General features: G+C 69.9%; 19 protein-coding genes. 8 read left to right on the top strand and 11 right to left on the bottom strand.

The window, feature by feature from the left end; all coding sequences use genetic code 11:
• Window positions 1-70: 70 nt before the first annotated feature.
• Window positions 71-1,378 carry a YncE family protein gene (locus tag OHA61_RS36710; protein ID WP_406306680.1) on the top strand — a complete coding sequence of 436 codons (1,308 nt, stop codon included), beginning with the start codon at window positions 71-73 and terminating at the stop codon, window positions 1,376-1,378.
• Between the two features lie 88 nt (window positions 1,379-1,466).
• Here the strand turns inward: OHA61_RS36710 and OHA61_RS36705 are convergent, their stop codons facing one another.
• The 6 genes from OHA61_RS36705 to OHA61_RS36680 all read right to left on the bottom strand — a co-directional run bounded on the left by OHA61_RS36705 (window position 1,467) and on the right by OHA61_RS36680 (window position 10,839).
• Window positions 1,467-2,498 carry an aldo/keto reductase gene (locus OHA61_RS36705; RefSeq protein ID WP_406306679.1) on the bottom strand — a complete coding sequence of 344 codons (1,032 nt, stop codon included), beginning with the start codon at window positions 2,496-2,498 and terminating at the stop codon, window positions 1,467-1,469.
• 39 nt (window positions 2,499-2,537) lie between these two features.
• On the bottom strand, window positions 2,538-3,473 hold the full coding sequence (locus OHA61_RS36700) for an NADP-dependent oxidoreductase (protein ID WP_406306678.1): 936 nt from the start codon (window positions 3,471-3,473) through the stop codon (window positions 2,538-2,540).
• 137 nt (window positions 3,474-3,610) lie between these two features.
• Window positions 3,611-6,988, bottom strand: a complete 3,378-nt coding sequence (locus tag OHA61_RS36695) for a pyruvate carboxylase (protein ID WP_406306677.1) — start codon at window positions 6,986-6,988, stop codon at window positions 3,611-3,613.
• A 244-nt stretch (window positions 6,989-7,232) separates the two neighbouring features.
• Window positions 7,233-9,542, bottom strand: a complete 2,310-nt coding sequence (locus OHA61_RS36690; RefSeq protein ID WP_406306676.1) for an FtsX-like permease family protein — start codon at window positions 9,540-9,542, stop codon at window positions 7,233-7,235.
• Window positions 9,543-9,544: 2 nt separating this feature from the next.
• Window positions 9,545-10,336, bottom strand: coding sequence for an ABC transporter ATP-binding protein (locus OHA61_RS36685; protein WP_389370765.1), 792 nt, complete (start codon window positions 10,334-10,336; stop codon window positions 9,545-9,547).
• Window positions 10,333-10,839 carry a PadR family transcriptional regulator gene (locus tag OHA61_RS36680; protein ID WP_406306675.1) on the bottom strand — a complete coding sequence of 169 codons (507 nt, stop codon included), beginning with the start codon at window positions 10,837-10,839 and terminating at the stop codon, window positions 10,333-10,335. Before OHA61_RS36680 ends, OHA61_RS36685 begins: the two co-directional genes overlap by 4 nt.
• Before the next feature lie 168 nt (window positions 10,840-11,007).
• On the opposite strand from OHA61_RS36680, the gene OHA61_RS36675 reads away from it, so the two are divergent.
• The 5 genes from OHA61_RS36675 to OHA61_RS36655 all read left to right on the top strand — a co-directional run bounded on the left by OHA61_RS36675 (window position 11,008) and on the right by OHA61_RS36655 (window position 17,799).
• Window positions 11,008-12,279, top strand: a complete 1,272-nt coding sequence (locus tag OHA61_RS36675) for an ABC transporter substrate-binding protein (RefSeq protein WP_406306674.1) — start codon at window positions 11,008-11,010, stop codon at window positions 12,277-12,279.
• A 202-nt stretch (window positions 12,280-12,481) separates the two neighbouring features.
• The gene (locus OHA61_RS36670) at window positions 12,482-14,155 is read left to right on the top strand and encodes a glycoside hydrolase family 13 protein (protein WP_389370767.1); all 1,674 of its coding nucleotides are present in this window, start codon (window positions 12,482-12,484) and stop codon (window positions 14,153-14,155) included.
• Window positions 14,156-14,182: 27 nt separating this feature from the next.
• Window positions 14,183-15,517: an ABC transporter substrate-binding protein gene (locus tag OHA61_RS36665; RefSeq protein ID WP_406307596.1), complete on the top strand. Its 1,335-nt coding sequence runs from the start codon at window positions 14,183-14,185 to the stop codon at window positions 15,515-15,517.
• A 12-nt stretch (window positions 15,518-15,529) separates the two neighbouring features.
• Entirely contained in the window at window positions 15,530-16,870 is a 1,341-nt protein-coding gene (locus OHA61_RS36660; protein WP_406306673.1) for a carbohydrate ABC transporter permease, read from the top strand.
• Window positions 16,867-17,799, top strand: coding sequence for a carbohydrate ABC transporter permease (locus OHA61_RS36655; protein WP_324991382.1), 933 nt, complete (start codon window positions 16,867-16,869; stop codon window positions 17,797-17,799). Before OHA61_RS36660 ends, OHA61_RS36655 begins: the two co-directional genes overlap by 4 nt.
• Window positions 17,800-17,908: 109 nt before the next feature.
• On the opposite strand, the gene tgmB is transcribed toward OHA61_RS36655, so the two are convergent.
• The 3 genes from tgmB to OHA61_RS36640 all read right to left on the bottom strand — a co-directional run bounded on the left by tgmB (window position 17,909) and on the right by OHA61_RS36640 (window position 19,830).
• Window positions 17,909-18,895 (bottom strand): ATP-grasp ribosomal peptide maturase, encoded by a 987-nt coding sequence (gene tgmB / locus OHA61_RS36650; RefSeq protein WP_406306672.1) that lies wholly within the window; start codon window positions 18,893-18,895, stop codon window positions 17,909-17,911.
• Between the two features lie 16 nt (window positions 18,896-18,911).
• On the bottom strand, window positions 18,912-19,103 hold the full coding sequence (tgmA, locus tag OHA61_RS36645) for a putative ATP-grasp-modified RiPP (protein ID WP_324991378.1): 192 nt from the start codon (window positions 19,101-19,103) through the stop codon (window positions 18,912-18,914).
• Window positions 19,104-19,374: 271 nt separating this feature from the next.
• Window positions 19,375-19,830, bottom strand: coding sequence for a lamin tail domain-containing protein (locus OHA61_RS36640; RefSeq protein ID WP_406306671.1), 456 nt, complete (start codon window positions 19,828-19,830; stop codon window positions 19,375-19,377).
• Window positions 19,831-20,116: 286 nt separating this feature from the next.
• On the opposite strand from OHA61_RS36640, the gene OHA61_RS36635 reads away from it, so the two are divergent.
• Entirely contained in the window at window positions 20,117-21,379 is a 1,263-nt protein-coding gene (locus OHA61_RS36635) for a Tm-1-like ATP-binding domain-containing protein (RefSeq protein ID WP_406306670.1), read from the top strand.
• A gap of 58 nt (window positions 21,380-21,437) precedes the next feature.
• Here OHA61_RS36635 and OHA61_RS36630 read toward each other — a convergent pair whose 3' ends face one another.
• Window positions 21,438-22,052, bottom strand: coding sequence for a hypothetical protein (locus OHA61_RS36630; RefSeq protein WP_406306669.1), 615 nt, complete (start codon window positions 22,050-22,052; stop codon window positions 21,438-21,440).
• A gap of 237 nt (window positions 22,053-22,289) precedes the next feature.
• Between OHA61_RS36630 and OHA61_RS36625 the strand changes: the two genes are divergently transcribed.
• The gene (locus OHA61_RS36625; protein ID WP_361912699.1) at window positions 22,290-22,586 is read left to right on the top strand and encodes a DUF1876 domain-containing protein; all 297 of its coding nucleotides are present in this window, start codon (window positions 22,290-22,292) and stop codon (window positions 22,584-22,586) included.
• Between the two features lie 426 nt (window positions 22,587-23,012).
• Here the strand turns inward: OHA61_RS36625 and OHA61_RS36620 are convergent, their stop codons facing one another.
• On the bottom strand, window positions 23,013-24,161 hold the full coding sequence (locus OHA61_RS36620; RefSeq protein ID WP_406306668.1) for a S1 family peptidase: 1,149 nt from the start codon (window positions 24,159-24,161) through the stop codon (window positions 23,013-23,015).
• Window positions 24,162-24,226: the final 65 nt, after the last annotated feature.

The raw sequence follows: 24,226 nt of genomic DNA, 5'->3' as shown, positions 1-24,226 counted from the left end.
TCAGACTCTGCCCGCCGCACCTCTTCGCACAAGCCCGTCCGGTAGCGCCCCCACGGAAGGAACGACGACGATGTCTCTGCCCGCAAGCCGGCGTCCACAGCGGATCACCCGGCGCGCGCTGCGCACACTCGCCACGGCCGTCGCCGTAGCCGTCGCAGGTTCGACAACGGCTCTCGCCGCACCCACCGCGCCCGTGGCACCCGCCGCTACTACCGACACCGCCGCCGCTGGTCTCAAGGAGGTGATGTTCGTGGGCAACAACTGGGACGGCACCGCCGACGTCATCAACTCCCGCGGCGACTTCGCAAAGATCGGCCGCATCAACGTCATACCGGACAAAGAGCAGCGGCTCACCGAGATCTATCTCAACCCGATCAAGCTCATCTACTTCCTCGGCATCCGCAACGGCCCAGGCGAAGGACACGACCAGTTCGTCGACGACATGTACTCCACGCCCGACGGCACGGCCATGGTCGTCTCCCGCCCGAGCTTCGCCGACGTCGTGTCGATCGATCTCGCCTCGGGACGGATCAACTGGCGCTTCCCCGTGTCCGGTTACCGCTCCGACCACATGACGGTCTCGCCCGACGGCACCCGCGTCGCCGTGTCGGCCTCGACCTCGAACACCGTGCACGTACTCGACATCCGGACCGGCAAGCAGCTCGGCTCGTTCAAGACCGGCGACAAACCGCACGAGAACGTCTTCACCGACGGCGGCAGGTATCTGTGGAACATGTCGATCGGCGAGGTCAACACCGACCTCGACGATCCCGCGTGGGACTGGACGAAGGGCGACCGCCGCATCACCGTCGTCGATGCCACCACCTTCAAGGAGGTCAGGGTCATCGACATGCGCGCACGCCTCGACGCCTTCGGCCGCAAGGATCTGTCCGACGCGGTACGACCCGTCGCCTTCACCCCGGACGAGTCGAAGCTCTACTTCCAGGTCTCGTTCTTCAACGGCTTCCTGGAGTACGACATCGCCTCCGACAAGATCACCCGGGCGAAGACACTGCCGAAGAATCCCGCGACCAGCGAGGACCGCACCACCTGGGTCAACGACTCGCGCCACCATGGCATGTCGATGAACGCCGCGGGCGACAAGCTGTGCATCGCGGGGACGATGGACGACTACGCGACGATCGTCGACAGGGCATCGCTCCAGGAGGGGCCGTTGGTGGCTGCCTCGAAGCCGTACTGGGCGACCGTCAGCGGCGACGGCGGATCCTGCGTCATCTCCGAGAGCGGCGCCGACCGCGTCACCGCCATCGACTTCGCCACCGGCGGGAAGGTCGCGTCCGTCGCGGTCGGCGACCACCCGCAGCGTGTACGGATCGCTCATGTGGCGGCCGACTGGACCGGGCCTGCCGCGCGCTGACCGCTGCCGGGCCTGCCGCGCGCCGCGCCGCGGCAGGGCCGGGACCGGATGGCCTGGACCGGATGGCCTGGACGGCACCCCCGCAGCCTCAGCGGCGCCGTCGGGATGCCTCAATGAGCGCGGGGGGCGTGTAGTAGAAGTCGTTCCTGTTCAGGTCCGTGCCCGGAGGCACGATCTCGTCGATCCGGTCCAGGACGTCCGTGCTCAACTCGACGTCCACGCCCTCCAGCAGGTCCTCCAGGTGCTCGCTCGTCCGCGGGCCGATGATCACCGAGGTGACGGCCGGGTGGGCGCGTACGAAGGCGATCGCCAGGTGCGGGAGCTTCAGGCCCGCCTCGTCGGCCAGCTTCGTCAGTTCGCCGAGGGCCTCCAGCTTGCGGGCGTTGCCGGGAACCGACGGGTCGAACTTGTGCCGCTCGAGAGCTGCCCGCCCGCTGCCCTCCGTGAGGTTGATGTCCGTCGGCCTGGCGTACTTGCCGGACAGCCAGCCCGCGCTGAGCGGGCCCCAGGTCAGCACCCCCAGGCCGTAGCGCTGGGCGGTGGGCAGCACGGCGGCCTCGACGCCCCGGGCCAGGATGGAGTACGGCGGTTGCTCGGTGCGGAACCGGATGTGGCCGCGGCGCTCGGCCGTCCACTGGGCCTCGACGATCTGCTCCGCCGGGAAGGTGGAGTGGCCGATCACGCGCACCTTGCCCGCCCGTACGAGATCGGACAGGACGGACAGCGTCTCGTCGATGTCGGTGTCCGCGTCGGGCCGGTGCACCTGGTAGAGGTCGATGTAGTCGGTGCCCAGGCGGCGAAGGCTGCTCTCCACGGCGCGGGTGAGCCAACGCCGTGAGTTTCCACTGTGGTTGGGGTCGCCGCCCATCGAGCTGCTGCCTTTGGTGGCGAGCACGACATCGTCCCGGCGGCCCTTGAGGGCCTTGCCGACGATCTCCTCCGACTCACCCATGCTGTAGACGTCGGCCGTGTCCACGACGTTGATCCCGGCGTCCAGCGCGTGGTGGATCATACGGACCGACTCGTGCGGGTCGGCGTTGCCCCAGGCGCCGAACATCATGGCGCCCAGCGCGTACTCGCTGACCGAGATTCCCGTGGCGCCGAGGATTCTGCGCTTCATGAGAGCCACCCCTTCCGTGTGTCTCGTGCACGCCGTCGCTCATGCGGTGGTGATGACAACCTTGCCCCGGATGTGCTTCCCGGCGAAGTCGGCGACGGCCTGTACGGCGCTGTCCAAGGGGTAGCGCGCGCCGATCTCCACGTGCAGCCTCCCGTCCGCCGCCCGGGCTGCCAGGTCCTCCAGATCGCCCGGCTGCGCCTGGAACCGGCCGATGTAGACCGGTGTGACATCGCGCCCCAGTGCGGCGGGCCCGAAGAGCGGCGACACCAGCCGGCCGCCCGGACGCACGGCACGCGCGGTGTCGGTGAGCCGCTCGCCCATGTTGACCACGTCGACGACCACATCGACCCCGCCCGGGACAAGGCGCAAGGTCTCCTCCACCACGTCGCCTCTCTTGTAGTCGACGGTGTGGGCGGCGCCGAGGCCGCGCAGATACTCCTCGTCCTCCTCGGTCGCCGTGGCGACCACCCGGGCTCCGAGTGCCGTGGCCAACTGCACGGTGTACAGCCCGATGCCGCCGGTGGCCCCGACGACCAGCACGCTCTCACCCTCGGCGAGCGCGACGGCGCGCAGCAGGCAGACGGCGGTGAGCCCCGATTCGGGGATCGCGGCCGCGTGCGCGCTGTCCAGGCCCGCGGGCCGCCGGGCGAGCAGGGGTCCGGGTGACGCCACCGTGTACTCGGCTACGGCGCCGGCCTGTCCGGTGAAGGCGAGCACAGGATCACCCGGCGCGTATCCGGACACGCCCTCCCCCACCTCGGCAACGGTGCCCGCGGCGTCCATTCCGACCACCAGCGGGTGGGCAGCCGGATAGCTCTCCTTCGCCGCGCCCGTGATCAGAATCAGGTCGAGCGGATTGAGCGCCGCTGCCTCGACCTTGATGAGCACCTGGCCCGCCTCCGGGGTGGGCGTGGGGTGCTCGGTGACGCTGATCCGGTCCAGCGGCGTGTATTCGGAGGCGACGAGGGCTTTCACGGGCGGCTCCCTGACGAGATGTGGGTGCCTCCCTTTTACGGGGTCGGACCTGCCCAAGCGAGGAGCTCGACCGTACGAGCCGCCGAACGAGGGGCCCAGAGGGCCCCCCGAACCGCGACGTCGTGGACGCGGGAGCGTCAGTTGATCTCGATCAGCAGGTCGCCCGCCTCGACCTGCTGGATCTTGCCGATGGCGAGCCGGCCGACCGTTCCCGCGGACTGAGCCGTGATGGAGGCCTCCATCTTCATCGCCTCGATCGTGGCCACCGTCTGGCCCGCGGACACCGCGTCGCCCTCGTCCACCTGCAGCGTGACCACCCCGGCGAAGGGTGCGGCGACATGGCGCTCGTTGCCGCGCTCGGCCTTCTCCGCCGCCTTGACCTCGGTGGCGATGGACTTGTCGCGTACGGACACCGGCCGCAGCTGCCCGTTCAGCGTGGCCAGGACCGTGCGGAAGCCCCGCTCGTCGGCATCGGAAATGGCCTCCAGCTCGATCAGCAGCGTGACGCCCGGATCGAGGGTGACCGTGTGCTCCCTCTCCGGCTCCAGGCCGTAGAAGAAGTCCTGCGTGGGCAGTACGGAGGTGTCTCCGTAGGCTTCACGGTGGGCGTCGAATTCCTTGGTCGGGCCGGGGAAAAGCAGCCGGTTCAGCGTGGCCCGGCGCGTGTCGCGCAGGCCGCGCAGGTCCTCGTCCGACAGCGTGGGCGCCTCCGCCTTCGCCGGACGGCCCTTGAGGGCCCGCGCGCGGAACGGCTCGGGCCAGCCACCGGGCGGGTCGCCCAACTCGCCGCGCAGGAAGCCGATCACCGAGTCCGGGACGTCGAACTTGCCGGGGTCGGACTCGAAGTCCGCGGCCTCGACCCCGGCGCCGACCAGATGCAGCGCGAGGTCGCCCACCACCTTGGACGACGGAGTGACCTTCACCAGGCGGCCGAGCATCCGGTCCGCCGCCGCGTAGCAGTCCTCGATCAGCTCGAAGCGGTCGCCCAGGCCGAGCGCGATGGCCTGCTGACGCAGGTTCGACAGCTGACCCCCGGGGATCTCGTGGTGGTAGATCCGCCCGGTGGGCGAGGCGAGGCCGGACTCGAACGGCGCGTACACCTTCCGCATGGCCTCCCAGTACGGCTCCAGATCGCCGACGGCCTGCAGCGAGAGCCCGGTTGCCCGCTCCGTGTGGTCGGTGGCCGCGACAAGCGCCGACAGCGGCGGCTGGCTGGTGGTACCCGCCATCGAGGCGACGGCGGCGTCAACGGCGTCAACACCTGCGTCGATCGCGGCCATCAGCGTCGCGAGCTGTCCGCCCGCCGTGTCGTGGGTGTGCAGGTGCACCGGGAGGTCGAACCGCTCGCGCAGCGCGGTCACCAGCGTGCGGGCGGCCGGCGGGCGCAGCAGCCCGGCCATGTCCTTGATCGCGAGCACATGCGCGCCCGCCTCGACGATCTGCTCGGCCAGGCGCAGGTAGTAGTCCAGCGTGTAGAGCTTCTCGCCGGGGTCGGACAGATCTGCGGTGTAGCAGAGGGCGACCTCGGCCAGTGCCGTGCCCGTGGAGCGAACCGCGTCGATCGCCGGGCGCATCTGGGAGACGTCGTTGAGCGCGTCGAAGATCCGGAAGATGTCCATGCCCGTGGCTGCCGCCTCGGCGACGAACGCTTCCGTCACCTCGGTCGGATAGGGCGTGTAGCCAACGGTGTTGCGCCCGCGCAGCAGCATCTGCGTACAGACGTTGGGCACCGCCTCGCGCAGCGCCGCCAGACGCTCCCAGGGGTCCTCGGCGAGGAACCGCAGCGCCACGTCATAGGTCGCACCGCCCCAGCACTCCAGGCTCAGAAGCTGCGGCGCCGTGCGCGCGACGTGCGGGGCCACGGCGAGCAGATCGCGGGTGCGCACACGGGTGGCGAGCAGGGACTGGTGCGCGTCGCGGAACGTGGTGTCCGTGACGGCGACGGCCGACTGGCTGCGCAGTTCCGCGGCGAAGGCGTCCGGTCCCAGCGCCGCGAGGCGCTGGCGCGAGCCGTCGGGCGGCAGTGCGGCGAGCGATGTGGCGGGCAGCTTGTGGCTGGGCTCGATCACGCGCGGACGCGGGCCGTGCGGCCGGTTGACGGTCGTCTCGGCGAGGTAGGTGAGCATGCGGCTGCCGCGGTCGGCCGAGGGGCGGGCCCGCATCAGCTCCGGATGCTCGCCGATGAAGCTCGTCGTGATCCGGCCCGCCCGGAATTCGGGATGGTCGAGTACCGCGCCGAGGAAGGGCAGGTTGGTGGCCACTCCGCGGATACGGAATTCGGCGATCGCCCGGCGCGCGCGGCGGGCGGCGTTGGCGAAGTCGTGCCCGTGGCAGGTGAGCTTGACCAGCATCGAGTCGAAGTGCGCCGACACCTCCGCGCCGGTGTGCACCGTGCCGCCGTCGAGCCGGACGCCGGGCCCGCCCGGTGAGCGGTAGGCGGAGATGGTGCCCACGTCGGGCCGGAAGCCGTTGGCGGGGTCCTCGGTGGTGATACGGCACTGCAGCGCGGTGCCGTTCAGGACGATGTCGTCCTGGGTCAGGCGCAGTTCGGGCAGGGACCTTCCGGCGGCGATGCGCAGTTGCCCGATGACCAGGTCGCGGCCGGTGACCTGCTCGGTGACCGTGTGCTCGACCTGGATGCGGGGGTTCATCTCGATGAAGACGTGATTGCCGCGCTCGTCGACGAGGAACTCCACGGTTCCCGCGTTGACGTATCCGATGTGACGGGCGAAGGCGACGGCGTCGGCGCAGATCCGCTCGCGCAGATCCGGGTCCAGGTTGGGTGCGGGCGCGATCTCGACGACCTTCTGGTGGCGCCGCTGCACCGAGCAGTCCCGCTCGTAGAGGTGCACGACATTGCCGTGGGCATCGGCGAGGATCTGTACTTCGATATGGCGGGGGTTGATGACGGCCTGCTCCAGAAAGACCGTCGCGTCGCCGAACGCGGACTGCGCCTCGCGCATCGCCGCGTCGGCCGCCTCCCTCAGCTCGCCGGGCTCGGCCACCCGGCGCATGCCCCTGCCGCCGCCACCCGCGACGGCCTTGACGAACAGGGGGAAACCGATGTCCTGCGCGGCCTCCAGCAGCGCGTCGACATCGGTGGACGGCTGCGAGGACTTCAGGACCGGAACTCCGGCTTCCCGTGCCGCCGCGACCGCCCGGGACTTGTTGCCCGTCAGAAGCAGTACGGAGGAGGGCGGTCCGACGAAAGTGATCCCCGCGTCCGCACATGCCGCGGCGAGGTCCGGGTTCTCCGACAGGAATCCGTAGCCGGGGTAGATCGCATCGGCACCCGCCTTGCGCGCTGCCTTGATCACCTCGTCGACGGACAGGTACGCCCGTACGGGATGGCCCGGTTCACCGATTTGGTACGCCTCGTCCGCCTTGGCGCGGTGCAATGAGTTGCGGTCCTCATGAGGGAACACCGCCACCGTGGAGATGCCGAGTTCGAACGCTGCGCGGAATGCGCGGATCGCGATCTCACCTCGGTTGGCGACCAAAACCTTGCGGAACATCAAACTCCCCTGTCGTGTCGCGGGCCGTCGGCCCAAGGGTCTAGGGATGTCGCAACCGGCGCCGGAACATGGGCATCCGGTGTCCTCGTGGACGTGGACGGTGTCGATGAGTGTGGTGGTCAGTACGGAGCGTTGGTCACCGTACCCGAGGACTTGGGACGGATCGCGAGCAAGGACGATGAGTTACGTCACGCCCGGCGACCGGATCGTGAGGCGGTATAACGGCAGTTCACAGGCGCAGCGCTCAGAGCGTCTCGGCCAGTGAATCCGCCAGTCGGCGGCGGGCCGTCCGGGCCGCGGGCAGCGCCGCGGCCGCGACGGCGCCCAGCACGGCACCGACGGCGACCGAAGCCAGCAGCAGCGTGGGCGGGACATGGGCGATGCCGGCGCCCATTCCGCTGGAGCGGCCCTGGATGTCCACCAGCCACCGGCCGGACAGCACCCCGAGTCCCGTGCCGATCGCGGCGGCGAGCAGAGCCGTGAAGCCTGCGGCCGCGACGATCGCCGAGCTGATCTGGCGAGGCGTCAGACCGATCGCCTTGAGCGCGAGCAGATCGCGGCCGCGGTCGCGGACTGACGTACCGATGAGGGTCAGCAGTTCGGTGAGCCCGATCAGGGCCAGCACCCCGATCAGGGCCGCGATCACGCCCCGCGCCGGTTCCAGCCGGTCCCCCGGGTTGGGGGTCTCGCGGATCTCCAGGGCGCCTCCGGCCTTGTCGGCGAGTTCGCTGCTCACCGCCCGGGGATCCGCGCCCGGCCGCAGGACAAGGTGGTAGAAGTCCGGCCGCAGCGCGGGGTCGCGTTCCTGGAGCGTGTCGACGGTCGTCGAGATCACCCGGCCGCCGGCTTCGGGTTCGATGCTGCGTCCGACGATGTGCAGGATCTGCGGCCGGCCTTCCACCGTCATCCGCACCCAGTCACCGACCCGCACATCCAGCAGATCGAGCAGTCCCTGGCCGGCGACCGCCTCGTCGAGGCCGTCGGCCGGGCGCCCCTCGACCACGGTGAAGGGGTACGGCGTGCCTGCCGTGCCGAGCCCGCGCAGGGTGATGGTGCCGGTCTGGCCGGGCACCAGCGCAGCGACCTCCACGCCCGGGTGGACGGCGACGACGTCCGGGGGCGCGGTCAGCGCGCGCTGAAGGTCCTGGCCGCTGAGGCTCCCGGGCTGCTCGGCCCGTACGGACAGCGCCGCGGGCACGCCCATCTCGGCGGGGCGGCTGCGGAACATGTCCAGCGTGGACCAGGCGACGAGCGCGACCGTGATCATGAGGAGCGGCAGTGCCAGCCGGGCCACGGTGATCAGGGTGCGCGGCCGTCGGGGGAACGCCGCCCGCCAGCCGAGGACCAGTGCGGGCGGGACCCGCATACCGAGCGCCCGGCGGCCGAGACCGGTCATCGGCGCGGCCGAGGGAAGCGCGGCCCGGGCGACGGGAACGGGAGGGACCCTTCCGGCCCGCCAGGCGGCGAGTCCGGTGGCGGTGGCGATCAGCAGCACCGCGCCGCTCGGGACGCCGATCATCAGCGCGGTGTGCCCGGGCAGGTCCTGCCAGACCCCGGCCGCCTCCCCGATCCGGCCGGGTATCCGCGCGCCGAGGAATGCGATCGCCGCGGTGCCCAGAGTGACCCCGAGCAGCGCGAAGGCGAGGTGCTGGGCGAGGAAGCCCCGTACCACCTGGCCGGGGGTGAACCCGATCGCCTTGAGGATGGAGATGTCCCGCAGCTGTCCGCGGATACGGGCGCTGATGGCCCCGGACGCGGCGAGCGCGGCGGCCAGCAGCGCACCGAGACCGAACACGGCGAAGAGCTGACCGAGCAGCCGGTCGTCGCTGCCCGCCTCGGCCCGCGCCTGCTGCCATTTGGTGACCTGGGCGACCCGGTCGGCGCCGAGCTGGGTGACGGCCTGCTGGATGGTGAAGTCGAGGTCGGCCGGATCCTTCAGACGCAGCCCCACGCTCTGTCCGGTGCTTCCCGCCGCGACGCGGTTGAGCGTGCGGGGCAGCACCCAGCCGATGCCGGACTCGCCGCCCGGCCGGTAGCGGGGTTCCGCGGCTTCGGCGACACCGGCCACCCGGAGGGTGTGTGCGGTGCCGTCCGGTCCCGCCACGGTCAGGGTGTCGCCGGGTTCCGCCCACAGGACGCGGGCGAGGGAGCTCTCCAGTACGACTCCCCCGGGCTGCTTGTCGAGCCAGTCGCCTGCGGTGACGAGCGGCCGGGCGATCTCCGGGGGGCGGGTGTCGGCCGCGCGCAGGGACACGCTTGCCCTCACCCCGCGGGACTCCACGGTGACCCGCCCGGTGCGGTAGGGCCCCGCGATACCGGCGATGCCATCCAGCTCGGACAGTTTCCCGGTGTCCGCGGCGGCCCGGGTGTGGAGCCAGACATGGGCGCCCTGGGACTGGGTGAAGATCCGCTGCCAGGGGTTGGCGGCATAGCTGAACAGGGCCACGGCCAGCAGCAGCGAGGCGATGATGCCGGCGCTGGCCAGGACGACGAAGGCCGACTGTCCGCGGTGTGCCCGCAGGTCGGCGTGTGCCCAGCGCAGAGTGGCCCGCACGGTCACTCCTTCAGTTCGAGTACGCCGGAGACCCCGCGGCCCGTGGTGCGGTGCCCCGCGTCGAGTGTCGCGTCGTCGGCTATGCGCCCGTCGAAGAAGCTGATGACCCGGTCGGCCGCGCTGGCCATCCGTGCGTCATGGGTGACCAGCAGGATCGTCTGGCCGCGCTGGTGGAAACGGGAGAGCAGCCGGAGCACTTCCCGGGTGCCCTTGCTGTCGAGGCTTCCGGCCGGCTCGTCGGCGAGCAGCAGTGCCGGGTGGTTCACCAGTGCCCTGGCCAGGGCGACACGCTGCTGCTCGCCGCCGGAGAGTTCGCCGGGCATCGAGCGTTCCCGGCCTTCGAGGCCGAGTTCGGCGAGGAGTTCCGCCCGGCTGTCGCGGGCGGCCTTGGGCGAGGCGCCCGCGAGCAGCGCGGGCAGTTCGACGTTGTCGGCGACGGTGAGGTCGGAGACCAGGTTGAAGAACTGGAAGACGATGCCGATGCTCCGGCGGCGCAGCACCGCCCAGCGGGCCTCGCGATAGGCGTCCACGCGACGGCCGTCCAGCCACAGTGAGCCGCTGTCGGGCCGCTGGAGACCGCCTATGAGATGGAGAAGGGTGGACTTTCCGGCACCGGAGGGGCCGGTGACGGCAACGAACTCCCCGGGCTGAACGGTCAGATCAACTCCGCGTACGGCCTGAACCGGCGCGCCTTCGCCGTGATGCGTCTTGGTCAGGCCCTCGGCGCGCACGATCGGCACACTGCCCTGCCGGCCGGGCGCGTCCAGCGCGCCGGGAGCGGTGTCGTCGCTCATTCCAGCTCCTCCTGACAGCGTTCCAACCAGTCGAGGTCGGCCTGCAGATGCAGCATCGCGCCCTCGATCAACAACTGGGAGAGCCTGTTGTCCCGGTCCTCGGCCGCGGCCAGCTTCGACAGATCGCGCATGGTGTTCAGGTACTGCCGCCGCTGCTTGTTGATCAGCGTGATCGGGTCGGCGAGACCGGACTCGGGTGCGAGGGCGATCTTCATGAAGAACTCGTCGCGGACTCGCGGTTCGTCCGTGGTCTCGTCGAACCAGGCGAGTACCGCCTCGCGCCCGGCGTCGGTGAGACTGTACGTCCGCTTATTGGGTCTGCCGGACTGCTCGACATCCTCGCCGGCGATCAGGCCGGACTTCTCCAGCCGCCCGAGAGTGACATAGATCTGGCCGACATTCGGCTGAGGGTACGCGGCGCCCAGGAGCTTCTCAAGGTCCTGCTTGAGCTCGTAACCGTGCGCCGGGCCACGGGTGAGGAGTGCCAGGAGCGGCAGCCGCACGCGCTCCCCTCCCTCCCGCTCCGTACTTGACAGTTCTGCTCGGATGCGGGCTGTGGTTCGCGCCACCCGCCTTCTGAGCCTGGACGTCTAGTATCGCCCATGCCTAACAGGTATACATAGGCCACATTGGACGGCGACGCGGCCGGGTCGGTGCACTGGGAGGAACCTATGCGGTGGATGCATGCCGCGGGTAGGGGGCTCCTCGCTGCTGCCGTGATCTTCGCGGGGTACGCGGGCATCGGCAGCCAGCCGGGTGCGGCGGCTCCCAAGGGCCGCGGTCCGATGACCCTGGTGACGGCGGGCGATCTCACCGACTATCTCGGTCCGCTGCTGGATGACTGGAACCGTGGTCACCCTCAGGAGAAGGTCACGCTCGTCGAGCTGCCCGACACCGCGGACGAGACCCGGGCCCAGATGATCAGCGAACTGCGCTCGGGCAGCGACCGGTTCGACGTACTGAACATCGACGTGGCCTGGACCTCCGAGTTCGCGGCGGCGGGCTGGATCTCCCCGCTGGAGCGGGACGCGTTCCCGCTGCACACCTTCCTCGCGCCCGTCGTGGACACGGCCACCTTCGAGGGCCGCCTGTACGCCGTCCCGTATGTCACCAACGCCGGTCTGCTGTACTACCGCAAGGACATTCTGGAACGGGCGGGCGAACGGCCGCCGCGCACCTGGGCGGAGCTTGCCCGGCAGGCGAAGACCCTCGCACCGAAGTACAGGATGGACGGCTATGCCGGCCAGTTCCTGCCCTACGAGGGACTGACCGTCAACGCCACCGAGGCGGTCCATTCGGCGGGCGGGTCGATTCTGCGGGACGACGGCACCCGGGTCACGGTGGATTCGGCCGCGGCCCGCAGGGGTCTCGAGTTCCTCGCGGGCGGGGTCCGGGACGGCTGGATCTCCCCCCGCGCCCGTGACTACGAGGAGGAGGAGTCCCGGCAGGCCTTCCAGGACGGCCGGCTGCTCTTCCTGCGGAACTGGCCCTATGTGTACGCGATGGCCAATGCGCCGGGATCGAAGGTGGCCGGCAGGTTCGGCGCGGTGCCGCTGCCCGGGCCGCACGGACCGGGCACGAGCGTGCTGGGCGGTTCCAATCTCGCGGTCAGCAGCCGCTCCCGGCATCCGGAGTCGGCGGCCGATCTGATCGCCTATCTCACCAGCGAGCGCGTCCAGCGCAAGGTGCTCACCGAGGGCTCACTGCCTCCGGTGCGCGCCGCGCTGTACGAGGATCCCGCACTGGTGCGCGCCTATCCGTATCTGCCCACCCTGCGCCAGAGCGTGCTGGCGGCCGAGCCGCGCCCCAAGAGCCCTCGCTACGACCAGGTGAGCCTTGCCGTGCAGGCCGTCGTGCAGGACGTCATGGCGCTGCGCCAGACGCCACAGGCGGCCGCCGGTCGCCTGTCGCGCGAGCTGGGATCGATCTCCCGCAAGGGCTGAGCCCTCTCCACCCTCACCACGAGCTTGCTACTTACATGTTAAGTAGCAAGCTCGTCTGGCATACCCCCAAAAATCTGGACATACCAGGGCCGGTTCGTGCAGCATCGTTGACACCCTCCCGTCACCGCTACTTAACATGCATGCATAACAGCGCACCCGCTCTGGGGCGCTCTCGCATCCAGCAGGAACGGGTCAACGCGAGATGCTCACTGCTCTCCCGGCCGCCATCGGCCACTCCTCCCGCACCGCCACCTCCTGGTGGCGCGACGCGGTGATCTACCAGGTCTACGTGCGCAGCTTCCTCGACAGCACCGGGGACGGCATCGGTGACCTGGCCGGCGTACGGGCCGGTCTGCCGTATCTGAGGAAGCTCGGTGTCGACGGCATCTGGCTCAGCCCGTTCTTTCCCTCGCCGCAGCACGACCACGGCTACGACGTCGCCGACTACTGCGACGTCGACCCCGTCTACGGCGACCTGGCCGAGTTCGACCTGCTGATGGCCGACGCCCGCAGGCTCGGACTCAAGCTGCTGCTCGACATGGTCCCCAACCACTGCTCGAGCGAGCACCCGTGGTTCCGCGAGGCACTCGCCGCCGCACCCGGCAGCGTGGCCCGCTCCCGGTTCCACTTCGCCGACGGTCGCGGCCCGGACGGCGATGAGCCGCCCAACAACTGGCGGGCGATGTTCGGCGGGCCCGCCTGGAGCCGGGTCACCGAATCCGACGGCACCCCGGGCCAGTGGTACCTGCACCTGTTCACCCCGCAGCAGCCCGACCTGAACTGGCGCAACCCCGAAGTCGGCGATTCCTTCGAGCGGGTGCTCCGCTTCTGGCTCGACCGGGGCGTCGACGGCTTTCGCATCGATGTGGCCGCCGGACTCTTCAAGCACCCCGAGCTGCCCGACTCCATCGACCCCTGCGCCGACGAGCGCGCCCGGGACTCGGTGAACCCGCTGGCCTGGAACCAGCCGGAGGTCCACCAGGTGTGGCGCCGCTGGCGATCGGTGTGCGAGGAGTACGCGGCCCTGGACGGCACCGAACGGCTCCTGGTCGGCGAGGTCTCCGTGCCCACGGCACGCGAGCACGCCAAGTACGTACGGCCGGACGAACTGCACCAGGCCTTCTTCTTCGACCTGCTCAGCGCGCCCTGGGACGCCGACGCCTTTCAGGCGACCATCACGGAGGCGATACGCGACATCGCCGGGACGGGCTCCACCGTCACCTGGGTGCTCAACAACCACGACCAGGTGCGCACGGTCACCCGGTACGCGGGCGAGCCCGGTGTGGAGGCCAGCGGTCTGGGCGCGGCACGTGCCCGCGCCGCCGCCCTGCTGATGCTGGCGCTGCCCGGCGCCGCGTATGTCTATCAGGGCGAGGAGCTCGGCCTCCCCGAAGTCCTGGATCTTCCGGACGAGGTACTCACCGACCCGATCTTCCGCCGCACCGGCAGCCGTGCGCGCATCCGCGACGGCTGCCGAGTGCCGCTGCCCTGGTCCGGCCACGCCTCACCGTTCGGCTTCAGCCAGGGCGCGGCAGGCGCGCGGCCCTGGCTGCCGCAGCCCGAATGGTTCGCCGAACACGCCACCGACCGGGCCTTGGCCGACACCCGCTCCTTCTGGCACCTCTACCGCGAGGGCCTTCAACTGCGGCGCAGCCTGCCCCAGTTGGGCGAAGGCAGCCTGCGCTGGCTGGAGGCACCCCCGCAGGTCCTGGCCATGGCCCGCGGTGAAGGGCTGATCTGCGCGGTCAACTTCGGCACCGAGCCCGTACCGGCCCCGGTCGCGGGCACCCCGCTCCTCTCCAGCGGCCCCTGCCCGGACGGCGTGCTCCCCGGAGCGACCGCCGCGTGGTGGACGGGCGACTGCCCCACCCCCTGAACACACCCTCTTTTCGAAAGGACCATCATCATGCGACGAATCACGACCAGCATCCGGACGGCCGCGGCCGCATCCACCGTGCTCGCCCTCGGCCTGGGCGCGAGTGCCTGCGGCGGGTCGACGGAGCCGGCGAGCGGCGGCAAGGACCTCAAGGGTCAGACCGTGACCGTGGCCGGAGTCTGGACCGGCAGCGAGCAGAAGAACTTCCGCAAGGTGCTGGACGCCTTCACCGAGCAGACCGGCGCCAAGACGGTCTTCGTGCCCACCGGTGACAATGTCTCCACCTTCGTCGGCAGCAAGATCGAGGGCGGCAACGCCCCGGACGTGGCGATGGTGCCCCAGGTCGGCGTGCTCCAGCAGTTCGCCAAGGAGGGCTGGCTGGAACCCCTTTCGCAGAAGGCCGCCACGACCGCCGGCGCCAACCTCGCCGAGGTGTGGAAGAACTACGGCACCGTCGACAAGACCTTCTACGGCCTCTACTTCAAGGCCGCCCACAAGTCGACCGTCTGGTACAGCCCGAGCGCGTTCGAGCAGGCCGGGGTCTCCGAGCCCAAGAGCTTCGCGGAGCTGCTCAAGTCCGGCCGCACGATAGCCGACTCCGGACTTCCGGCCTTCTCCGTAGCCGGCGAGGACGGCTGGACGCTGACCGACTGGTTCGAGAACATCTACCTCTCCCAGGCCGGACCCGAGAAGTACGACCAGCTGGCAGCCCACACCATGCCCTGGACCGACGCCAGCGTGGTCAAGGCGCTGACCACCCTGGGCGAGGTCTTCAAGGACAAGCAGCTCGTCGCCGGCGGTTCGAGCGCCGCGCTGAACACCGACTTCCCCGGCTCCATCGAGCAGGTCTTCGGCCCCAAGCCCAAGGCCGGCATGGTCTACGAGGGCGACTTCGTCGGCGGCATGGCCAAGGACGACTTCGGCAAGAAGCTCGGCGAGGACGCCAAGTTCTTCCCGTTCCCCGCCGTGGACAGCGGCAAGGCACCGGTGGTCAGCGGCGGTGACGCGGCCGTGGTCCTCAAGGAAGGCAAGAACAAGAAGGGCGCGCAGCGGCTGCTGGAGTTCCTGGCCACGCCCGAGGCGGCCGCCGTGTGGGCGGGTGCGGGAGGCTTCATATCCCCCAACAAGGACGTCGACCTCGCCTCGTACGCCGACGACACCACCCGCGCGACGGCCAAGTCGCTGGTGGACGCGGGTGACACGGTCCGCTTCGACATGTCCGACCAGGCCCCGGCCGCGTTCGGCGGAACCAAGGGCGCGGGCGAGTGGAAGCTCCTCCAGGACTTCCTGCGCGACCCCTCGAACCCCACGGCCACCGCGGCCAAGCTCGAGGCCGCGGCCGCCAAGGCCTACAAGAGCTGAGGCCCCGCACTCATGGCTGCACTCACCACAACCGCCCCCGCCGCGAATCCGCGGCGGCGGGCGCAGCGCAGGAGGCGCAACATCGCGGTGGTGTTCGTCCTCCCCGCACTGCTGCTCCTCGGCGCCCTGGTCGTCTATCCGGTGCTGTTCTCCGCCGGGCGGAGCCTCTTCGACGCGAGCGGTGACCGCTTCGTCGGCGGCGAGAACTACGCCGAGATATTCAGCGATCCGGCCACGCTCAAGGCGATCCGCAACAGCACCATCTGGGTTGTCGTGGCTCCGGTGCTGCTGACCGGTCTCGGCCTCGTGCTGGCCGTACTCACCGAGAAGGTGCGCTGGGCGACCGCGTTCAAGCTGGTGCTCTTCCTGCCGATGGCTGTCTCGTTCCTGGCCGCCGGCATCATCTTCCGGCTCGCCTACGAGGAGGACCCGAACCGCGGCGTGCTCAACGCCGTCACCGTCGGCGTCCACGACGCCTTCGACGATTCGTCCGCCTACCCCACCGCCAGGGCCCGGCAGGGCCAGAACCTGACCGGGAATCCGGGCAGCGACTACCGCACGACCGAGGCGGTCAGCCCGGGCAAGTCCATCAGCCTCGGCTTCGTCGGAGTGGCACCGGACAAGATGCCCTCCGACGCCCGGCCCGCCCAGGCCGCGTCTTCCGCCGCGCCCGGCGCCGACGAGATCAGGGGCGTCGTCTATCTCGACTTCACCCCGGGCGGCGGAGGCACACCGGGCAAGGTCGACCCGGCCGAGAAGGGTCTGCCGGGGATGTCGGTCGAGGCGGTACGGGACGGAAAGGTGGCAGCCAAAGCCACCACCGCCGCGGACGGCTCGTTCAACTTCCGCGGCCTGGAGGCGGGTTCGTACACCGTCAAGCTCCCTGCCGACAACTTCGCGGCCCCCTACCAGGGCATTTCCTGGCTGGGCCCCGCCCTGGTCACCCCGGCGATCATCGGTGCCTATCTGTGGATCTGGACCGGCTTCTCGATGGTGCTCATCGCCGCGGGACTCGCCGCCATCCCCCGGGACGCTCTGGAGGCGGCCCGGATGGACGGCGCCAATGAGTGGCAGATCTTCCGGAAGATCACGGTGCCGCTGCTGGCACCAGTACTGACGGTGGTCTTCGTGACCCTGGTGATCAATGTGATGAAGGTCTTCGACCTCGTCTACATCATCGCGCCGGGGCCGGTGCAGGAAGAGGCCAATGTGCTGGCGACCCGGATGTGGCTGGTGTCCTTCGGCGGTGGCAACAACCAGGGGCTCGGCAGTGCCCTCAGCGTGCTGCTGCTGCTTCTGGTCGTGCCCGCCATGATCTTCAACGTCCGGCGCTTCCGAAGGAGCGGAGCATGAGCGGCCACAGCACCATCGAGCGCGGTGCGTCCCTGCCGGTCGCCAAGAACTCCGACCGCGCGCCTGCCCTGCCGCCGCGTCCAGGGCTCGTGAGCCGGCTGACCACATGGCTCAGCAACGGAGTGGTCCAGGCAGTACTGCTCGTTGTCGCACTCGTCTGGATCACTCCGCTGGCCGGTCTGTTCCTGTCCTCGATGCGCTCCGAGCAGGACAACGCGGCCAAGGGCTGGTGGACGGCGCTGACCGATCCGGGGCAGCTGTCCCTGGACAACTACACCGCCCTGTTCAAGGACTCCGGCATCACGCAGTCCTTCTGGAACACCGTCCTGATCTCGGTGCCCGCCACCGCGCTGGTCGTCGGCATCGCGGCACTGGCCGGATACGCCTTCGCCTGGCTGGAGTTCCCCGGCCGCAACGCGATCTTCCTGGTGGTCGTGGGCCTGTTGGTGGTGCCCGTCCAGATCGGGCTGCTGCCGGTGGCCAAACTCTTCGGCGCCATAGGCCTGTTCGGCACGATCCCGGGCGTGATCCTCTTCCATGTCGCCTACGGGCTGCCCTTCGCGATCTTCCTGCTCCGTAACTACTTCGCCGAGATCCCGCGCGAAATGCTGGAGGCGGCGCGGATGGACGGCGGCGGGGAGTGGCGGATCTTCTACCAGCTGATCCTGCCCCTGGGACGGCCTGCACTGGCCAGCCTGGCAATCTTCCAGTTCCTCTGGGTCTGGAACGACATGCTGGTCGCGCTGCTCTTCGCCGACAGCGAGTCCCAGCCGCTCACCGTCGCCCTCCAGTCCGAGATGCGGCAGTTCGGCAGCAATATCGGAGTCCTGGCGCCGGGAGCCTTCCTCTCCCTGGTGGTCCCGCTGGTGGTCTTCTTCGCCTTCCAACGGCACTTCGTCCAGGGGGTGATGGCGGGCTCCGTCAAGTAACGGAAGCGCAGGCCAGGTCGCTGGCGGTGCCGGACTCCTGACGGTCCGGTACCGCCGGCGGCTTTCGGCGTCCCGGCGGCCTGCTCGGAGCCGTCCTGGCGTCGGTGCTCTACGGGCCGGCGTCCACATCGCCCCAGCCGTAGCCCGCCCAGGGAACGCGAGCGGTCGACGTCGGCGTGGCGGCCAGCCAGGTCGCGACCGCCTCGGCGATGGGCTGACCGGTCTCCAGTTCGATGAAGCCGAACTGGCCGCCCTGATTGCACTCCAGGAACCACCAGACATCGTCGCCGTCCACGGCGAAGTCGAAGGCGCCGTAAGCGATTCCGGACAGATCGGCGTACTCACGCACGGCACGCGCCACCCGGTCGGGTACGTCCGCCGGCTCCCAGGCGTGGCCGGTGGTGCCGTAGCGCCCGTCCACCTGTCCGGACGCGGAATCCTTCCGCGCGGCGAACATCCTCCCGCCAACGAACGTCAGCCGGATGTCGGCCAGTTTGGGAACGTAACCCTGAAGCAGGGTGGGCCCGGCCGCGACGCCGGAGAAATCGGCGTCCGGCCCGATGCGGGTCGTGGGCAGGGCGACGGGGGGATCGGTGGTCGGCGGGCCGGAGGCGGACTTCACCACGATTTCCTTGTACTGCTCCGCGAACTGCCGGGCCACGCGCGGGAAGGTGGTGATGAGCGTGGGCGGCACGGCGAAACCGCTGCGGTGGGCGACACGCAACTGCCACGGCTTGCACCGGGCCTGCGCCGCGACGCAGGGATGGTTCATCCAGCGCGCCGTGGTGGAGTACAGCATCCCGTACAGCGCCTGCCGGGACTCGGCGCTCAGCCACTCCGAGGGCTCCTCGGCATGCGCCGCGGGCTCACCCGGCCTGCGCACCCAGATGGAGCGCAGCCCGCTCATGCTGAGCAGGCGCCCGTCGGTCGACAGGTAGCCCTCGAAGTCGCCGCGGACGTACTCGGCCGACATGTCGGCCTCACCGGGCAGGTCGGCGGGATCGAAGCGCACCAACGGGACTCCCCGTTCATGCAGCTTGGCCACCACCATGTCCGTCGTCACGTCCTGCTGGCAGGTCAGGATCAGCACTGTCATCGGTGCGCCGGGCCGGTCAGTCGTCGAAGTGCGTCTGCGAGCCGGCCGTTGACGTCGTCGTACCGGTTGCGAGGATCACCGCCCGGTCGGATATGGCGGGGCGGCCGTCGGGCAGGACGTTCAGTTGCAGGTTGGCGTCGTACGTGTAGGGGATGGTGACCGCTGAATTCTCAGCGGGGAGCGCGTAGTTCAGCACGAACGGTCGCATGAGTCTCCTTGGTGCTCACGATATGGCGGTGCCACACGTAACAGTACGTGTAGATGATGTAGGGGTCTCACTACGTTCCGTCACATCACCTCCATAAGGAAGTGAAGGACGTCACACAGGGGCCGGCCGCGGCATTGGTCAGCCCCCCTGTTTGACGTGCTTGCGGGCAGGGTGCGTTCCACCCGACGACCTTTCTCACATCCGGAGCCGGAACGCGGACGAGCGCCCACCCCGGGGAGGGGTGGGCGCTCGTCACGCTGCGATCAGACGCTCAGCACATCCTGTAGTCGACTCTGGTCGAGTTGTAGGAGCAGGTGTCGACCCTGCCGCCCGTGGACGTCTTGAGCGTGGCGGTGTCCTTGTCGTTGTTCCACACGTACCAGGCGCGTCCCTGATAGCGGTTGGTGGCGGTGTTCGTCCCCTTGCCCGTGCGGACCGTCACCATCCTTCCACTGGCCAGGGTGTAGGTGCCGAACACGTACTTGTGGTTCGAGGCGTCGACGAGCGTCCAGCCCTTGAGGCTGACGGCCCTCGCCGTAGTGTTGCGTATCTGCACGAACTCGGCGTTGAGGCTCGCGTTGGAGCCGCGGTCCGATCCCGGGCTGTCGTAGTAGATCTTGTACAGGTGGACCGAGCCGGTCACGGCCTGCGCCTGTGACGGCAGCAGAACGAGCCCGGTCAGCGACGCCGCGACAGCGGCGGCCGCGATGGAGCGGGTACGGATCATGAATGTCCCTCGACTCAGGCCGGGCACCCCCCAATGTCGGGCCCGGCGAGACGCCCAGAATAGGGACTAACCACACGGGCTGGGGCAGGAGTTGAAGAACCCGGCACAATCCCCACAAGGCTCGGGTATACGGCGCGGCACTCGCGGTCCGGGCGGTAGCGGCCCCCAGGTCGCTTTGCCTGGCTGCCGAATTGCCCCGGACGTCGCCTCAACGCCCTGGCGGGAGCGTCCGATTACCGGGGTGCCGCCTTGCCCCGTACGCCATAAGCCATGAACATGACTTGTCATGGCAATCGTTGCACTGGTGGGCACGCTGGACACCAAAGGAACGGAGTACGGCCGACTGCGGGATCACCTGCACCGGCACGGCATCGAGACCATCCTCATCGACACCGGCGTCATCGGAGAGCCACTGGTGCGCCCGGACATCACTCACTGCGACGTGGCTCGCGCCGCCGGGGAAGACCTGCGTCACCTGCGGGAACAGGATCGCGGTGCCGCTGTCACGGCCATGGCGCGCGGCGCCACGGCCATAGCCCTGGACCTGTATGCCACAGGCCGCCTCCACGGCGTACTCGCCCTCGGCGGCAGCGGCGGGACCTCGATGGCGACGCAGGTGATGCGCGCCCTGCCCATCGGCGTGCCCAAGCTGATGGTCTCCTCGATGGCTTCGGGCAATGTCGCCCCGTACGTCGGTGCCTCGGACATCACCTTGATGTACAGCGTCGTCGACATCGCCGGAGTCAACCGGATCTCGGCCCCGCTGCTCGCCAACGCCGCCGACGCCATGGCAGGAATGGCCGAGGGCTACGCCCGCACGCCACGAGCGGTACGGGCGGAGGATCTCCTCGCCGAGGGCAGGCCGCTGGTGGCGGCGTCCATGGCGGGCGTGACCACTCCCGGCGTCGACGCGGCACGCGAGCGGCTGACACAACTCGGCTACGAGGTACTGGTGTTCCATGCCAGCGGCACCGGTGGCCGGTCGCTGGAAGCGCTCGCCGGACAGGGCCTGTTCGCCGGGGTCCTCGACCTGACGCTGAGCGAACTCGCGGACGACCTCGTCGGGGGCATCCTGACGGCCGGACCGGACCGCCTGGAGTCCGCGGGCCGGGCCGGTGTTCCTCAGGTGGTGAGCCTGGGAGCGCTGGACATGGTCAAGTTCGGACCGCTCGACACCCTCCCAGGCCGGTTCCGTGACCGGATGATCCGCGTCCACAATCCGTCGATCACCGTGGTCCGCACGACGGCGCAGGAGTGCGCCGAGCTGGGGCGCCGTATCACCGCGAAACTGCGGACCGCGACCGGTCCCACCGCCGTCCTCGCTCCCCTGCGCGGGCTGTCGACTCTCGGCGTGTTGAACGGCCCGTACCACGACCCCCGTGCGGACGCCGCCCTGGTCGCCGAACTCAGCACGGGGCTGAGCGACTCCGACGTCGAGTTCCAGACGTTCGACACACACATCAACGACCCGGCCTTCGGGCGGGCGGCCGCCGAGCGGCTGCACCGGATGATCGGCCGGCAGTCGGTGACGACCGCCGCGACGGCCTGAATCCCCTCCGGGGTGGTCACGGCCGTGACCACCCCGGAGGGTTCCGGGCCTTCAAGGCTCACAGGTCATGTGTCCGGCCGGACATGCCCGGCTCCGCTTCCGCCCACTCGCGCTCCCACTGCGCGTACCTTCTGCGATCCATCACGTGGACGAAGCCCATCCACGACACGTAGCAGACTCCGCTCACCCCGGCCCCCGTGACAATCGCCGTCAGCCAGCCCGCGAGAACCGCCTCCGAAGGGGTCGTCGGCGGCACCCTGGTCGCAGTGCCGTCGGGGCGCGCCCAGATCTGGACCGCGGAGCCGGCGGGGGTGCTCGGGTCGACCCTGACCCGCGCCGTGTGCACCACGCCGTCGCGCTGCTTCCACTGGACCTGTGCTACCACGGGGTCGTCCCCCCGGGCCGCCTTGCGCGCACCCGCGTCGGCGACCAGGCGCGCCTCGACCATGTACGAGCCGGCAGCGTCCTGGACCTTGTGCATCTCGGCTCGGTGGACGGCGAGCCCCACCCCGGCGGCCACCCCCGGCACGGCCCCGAGGGACAGCACCACCGCGAAGGCTCCGGCCCACCGCTGCACGCGGTCCGACCTGCGGCGCAGAGGATTCCCGCGTGGTGTTCCGCGCTCCGGCTCCGAATGCGTGCCCCGCCACCGGCCGGGCAGATGTGCAGTCATGGCCTGACCTCGCTCACTCGAAGGACCGAGCCGGCGTCCGCTCGCCCGGTGCCCACGGTGACTGATTTGTCCCACCTCCAGCATGGGCCCGACGGGCCTCGTCCGACAGCCGGTCGGCCCCCTTGGCCCGAGAGAAATTCACGGCGGGCGCCGGATGGGTGGACCCTGAAGACAGGACAACGCAGCGGGAACGTAGCGGCGGCCCACTGCGGCCGGATGCCGTCGAGGAGGTAGGCCATGACGACACGGACTCTGGAGTGGAAGGTCGGCCTGTACCTGTTCGAGGAGGACGGGACGACGAAGGCGCGGGTGGTGCTGGACACCGGCAGCTCGACCCTCACGGGCCACGGGACCGCCCGATGCAGCTCCGAGGACCCGGACGTGCCCGAAATCGGCGACGAGCTCGCGGCAGGCAGGGCCTTCAAGGACCTCGCGGCACAGCTGACGCGGATCGCGGACCGGGACCTGGAGAGCGTGGGCGCCGGTGGCGGTGAACGGCTCGCACCGCCGTACGCATGGACGACGGCGCTTTGAGGACACCCGCCTGGTACGGCTCTGCATGACCCTGGCCTTGGAGGGGGCCCCGGTGATTCCATGGAGTGGCCGGGAAGGACCCGAGGACGACGCGGAGGAGCGGCCGGCAGCCGCGCACCGCGCAATCAGGATCCGCGAGAAGTGGATAGGGTCCTTCCCGACGCCATGCCCCGGCATACGGAAAACCCGTCGCGGCGCAGGGCCCGCTCGGGCGTGTTCTGGAAGTCCCGCCTGCCCCGCGACGCCTGGCACGCGCACTCGCGATGTTGTCGGAGTCGCCCAAGTACGTCCAGTACGAGGACGATCCTCCGCCTTGCGATTGCACGTACCAGACGCCGCGGGGCCCGTCCTGCGGGCGGACGGCGCTACTTCCAAAACACGCCCGAGGCCCTTGATCACGTCGCGACGGGCTCCACCCGTGGGGGGCTACGTCGTGTGCAGGGTCAGACCGTACCGGCCGAGGATTTCGTTGACCGGCTGGTACCAGGTCTGGCCTCCGCCGCTGCAGTTGCCCCAGCCACCGGAGGTCACGCCCTGCGCCTGGTCACCGCTGATGAAGGACCCGCCCGAGTCACCGCCCTCGGCGCAGACGCTGGTCTTTGTCATCTGATGGACCGCGCCCTGGCTGTAGTTGACGGTCTCGTTCTTGGCCAGGACATTGCCGCAGTGCCAGTGCGTCGTGGAGCCGGAGCGGCAGATCGATGCGCCGACGGGAGCCTCGCGCGAGCCGCGGACCAGCTGGTCGGAGACGGTTCCCCAGCCGAGGACCACGGGGACGGTCCACCAGCCGCTGCCGACGTTGACCCAGGCGTAGTCGTTGTCGGGGAACGACGATCCCCGGAAGTTCCCGATGTAGGAGCCGTCCCAGCCTCTGACGCCCATGCCCGGCTGACCGCAGTGCCCGGCGGTGACGAAGCCTCCGTACACCGAGAAGCCGATGGAGCAGCGGACGTTGCCGGTGTAGTACGGGTCGCCGCCCACGGTGCCGGCGGCGAAGGTCTTCGGGGCCTCGGTGGTCTCCTTGATCTGGACCGGACCGGATTGACGGGCGCGGGCGACGAACGTTGCGACATCGTTGTCACCACGTTCGGAGGCGACGACGTTCACCACGACCCGGTTGGCCTTCGGGTCGACGTGCCAGCTGCTGACCCCGGCGGGCGCGTCAAGCGCGTCGATCTTCTTCTTGGCGGCGTCGAGCTGCTGCGCGCTGTGCGTCACCAGCCGGACCGCGGCACCCGTCGCGCGTACGGCTCCGGCCTTGTGGCCATCGGTGACGGCCACCGTCAGCTTTCCGCTCTTCGCGTCGAACCAGGATCCGCCGTAGGAGGATCCGGCGGCGCGCTGCGCGTTTGGTTCGACGGCGACTGCCGTCTTCTCGGCCGCCAGCCGCGCCTGCACCTGGCTCTTCGTCAGACCCAGGTCCTTCTGCATGGCGGTGAGCAGACCGGCGGAGGCGGCGGGCTCGGGAGTTGGGGCGGGCGCCGCGGCGGCGGCCGGGGCTGACCCGGCGGTTACCGAGGCGCCCAGGAGGAGGAGTGCGGACAGTCCGGTACCTATACCTGTCGTGCGTCTCAAGGCCTTGACCCTTCAGTTGTTCCAGCTTCGTGGGGGATGGAACAGCGAGCAGGCGAGAGCGCTCT

Origin of the sequence: Streptomyces sp. NBC_00885 (assembly GCF_045207475.1) — a bacterium.
Taxonomy (GTDB): Bacteria; Actinomycetota; Actinomycetes; order Streptomycetales; family Streptomycetaceae; genus Streptomyces.
The sequence above is the reverse complement of the archived record's forward strand: the minus strand, read 5'-3'. Positions and strand labels throughout refer to the sequence as shown.

Coding starts and splice junctions, on each gene's coding strand:
- OHA61_RS36640 (WP_406306671.1), bottom strand. CDS start 19,830: ATGATCCGTACCCGCTCCATCGCGGCCGCCGCTGTCGCGGCGTCGCTG.
- OHA61_RS36625 (WP_361912699.1), top strand. CDS start 22,290: ATGACGACACGGACTCTGGAGTGGAAGGTCGGCCTGTACCTGTTCGAG.
- tgmB (WP_406306672.1), bottom strand. CDS start 18,895: ATGACAGTGCTGATCCTGACCTGCCAGCAGGACGTGACGACGGACATG.
- OHA61_RS36660 (WP_406306673.1), top strand. CDS start 15,530: ATGGCTGCACTCACCACAACCGCCCCCGCCGCGAATCCGCGGCGGCGG.
- OHA61_RS36685 (WP_389370765.1), bottom strand. CDS start 10,336: ATGAGCGACGACACCGCTCCCGGCGCGCTGGACGCGCCCGGCCGGCAG.
- OHA61_RS36695 (WP_406306677.1), bottom strand. CDS start 6,988: ATGTTCCGCAAGGTTTTGGTCGCCAACCGAGGTGAGATCGCGATCCGC.
- tgmA (WP_324991378.1), bottom strand. CDS start 19,103: ATGCGACCGTTCGTGCTGAACTACGCGCTCCCCGCTGAGAATTCAGCG.
- OHA61_RS36655 (WP_324991382.1), top strand. CDS start 16,867: ATGAGCGGCCACAGCACCATCGAGCGCGGTGCGTCCCTGCCGGTCGCC.
- OHA61_RS36710 (WP_406306680.1), top strand. CDS start 71: ATGTCTCTGCCCGCAAGCCGGCGTCCACAGCGGATCACCCGGCGCGCG.
- OHA61_RS36670 (WP_389370767.1), top strand. CDS start 12,482: ATGCTCACTGCTCTCCCGGCCGCCATCGGCCACTCCTCCCGCACCGCC.
- OHA61_RS36630 (WP_406306669.1), bottom strand. CDS start 22,052: ATGACTGCACATCTGCCCGGCCGGTGGCGGGGCACGCATTCGGAGCCG.
- OHA61_RS36705 (WP_406306679.1), bottom strand. CDS start 2,498: ATGAAGCGCAGAATCCTCGGCGCCACGGGAATCTCGGTCAGCGAGTAC.
- OHA61_RS36675 (WP_406306674.1), top strand. CDS start 11,008: ATGCGGTGGATGCATGCCGCGGGTAGGGGGCTCCTCGCTGCTGCCGTG.
- OHA61_RS36635 (WP_406306670.1), top strand. CDS start 20,117: ATGGCAATCGTTGCACTGGTGGGCACGCTGGACACCAAAGGAACGGAG.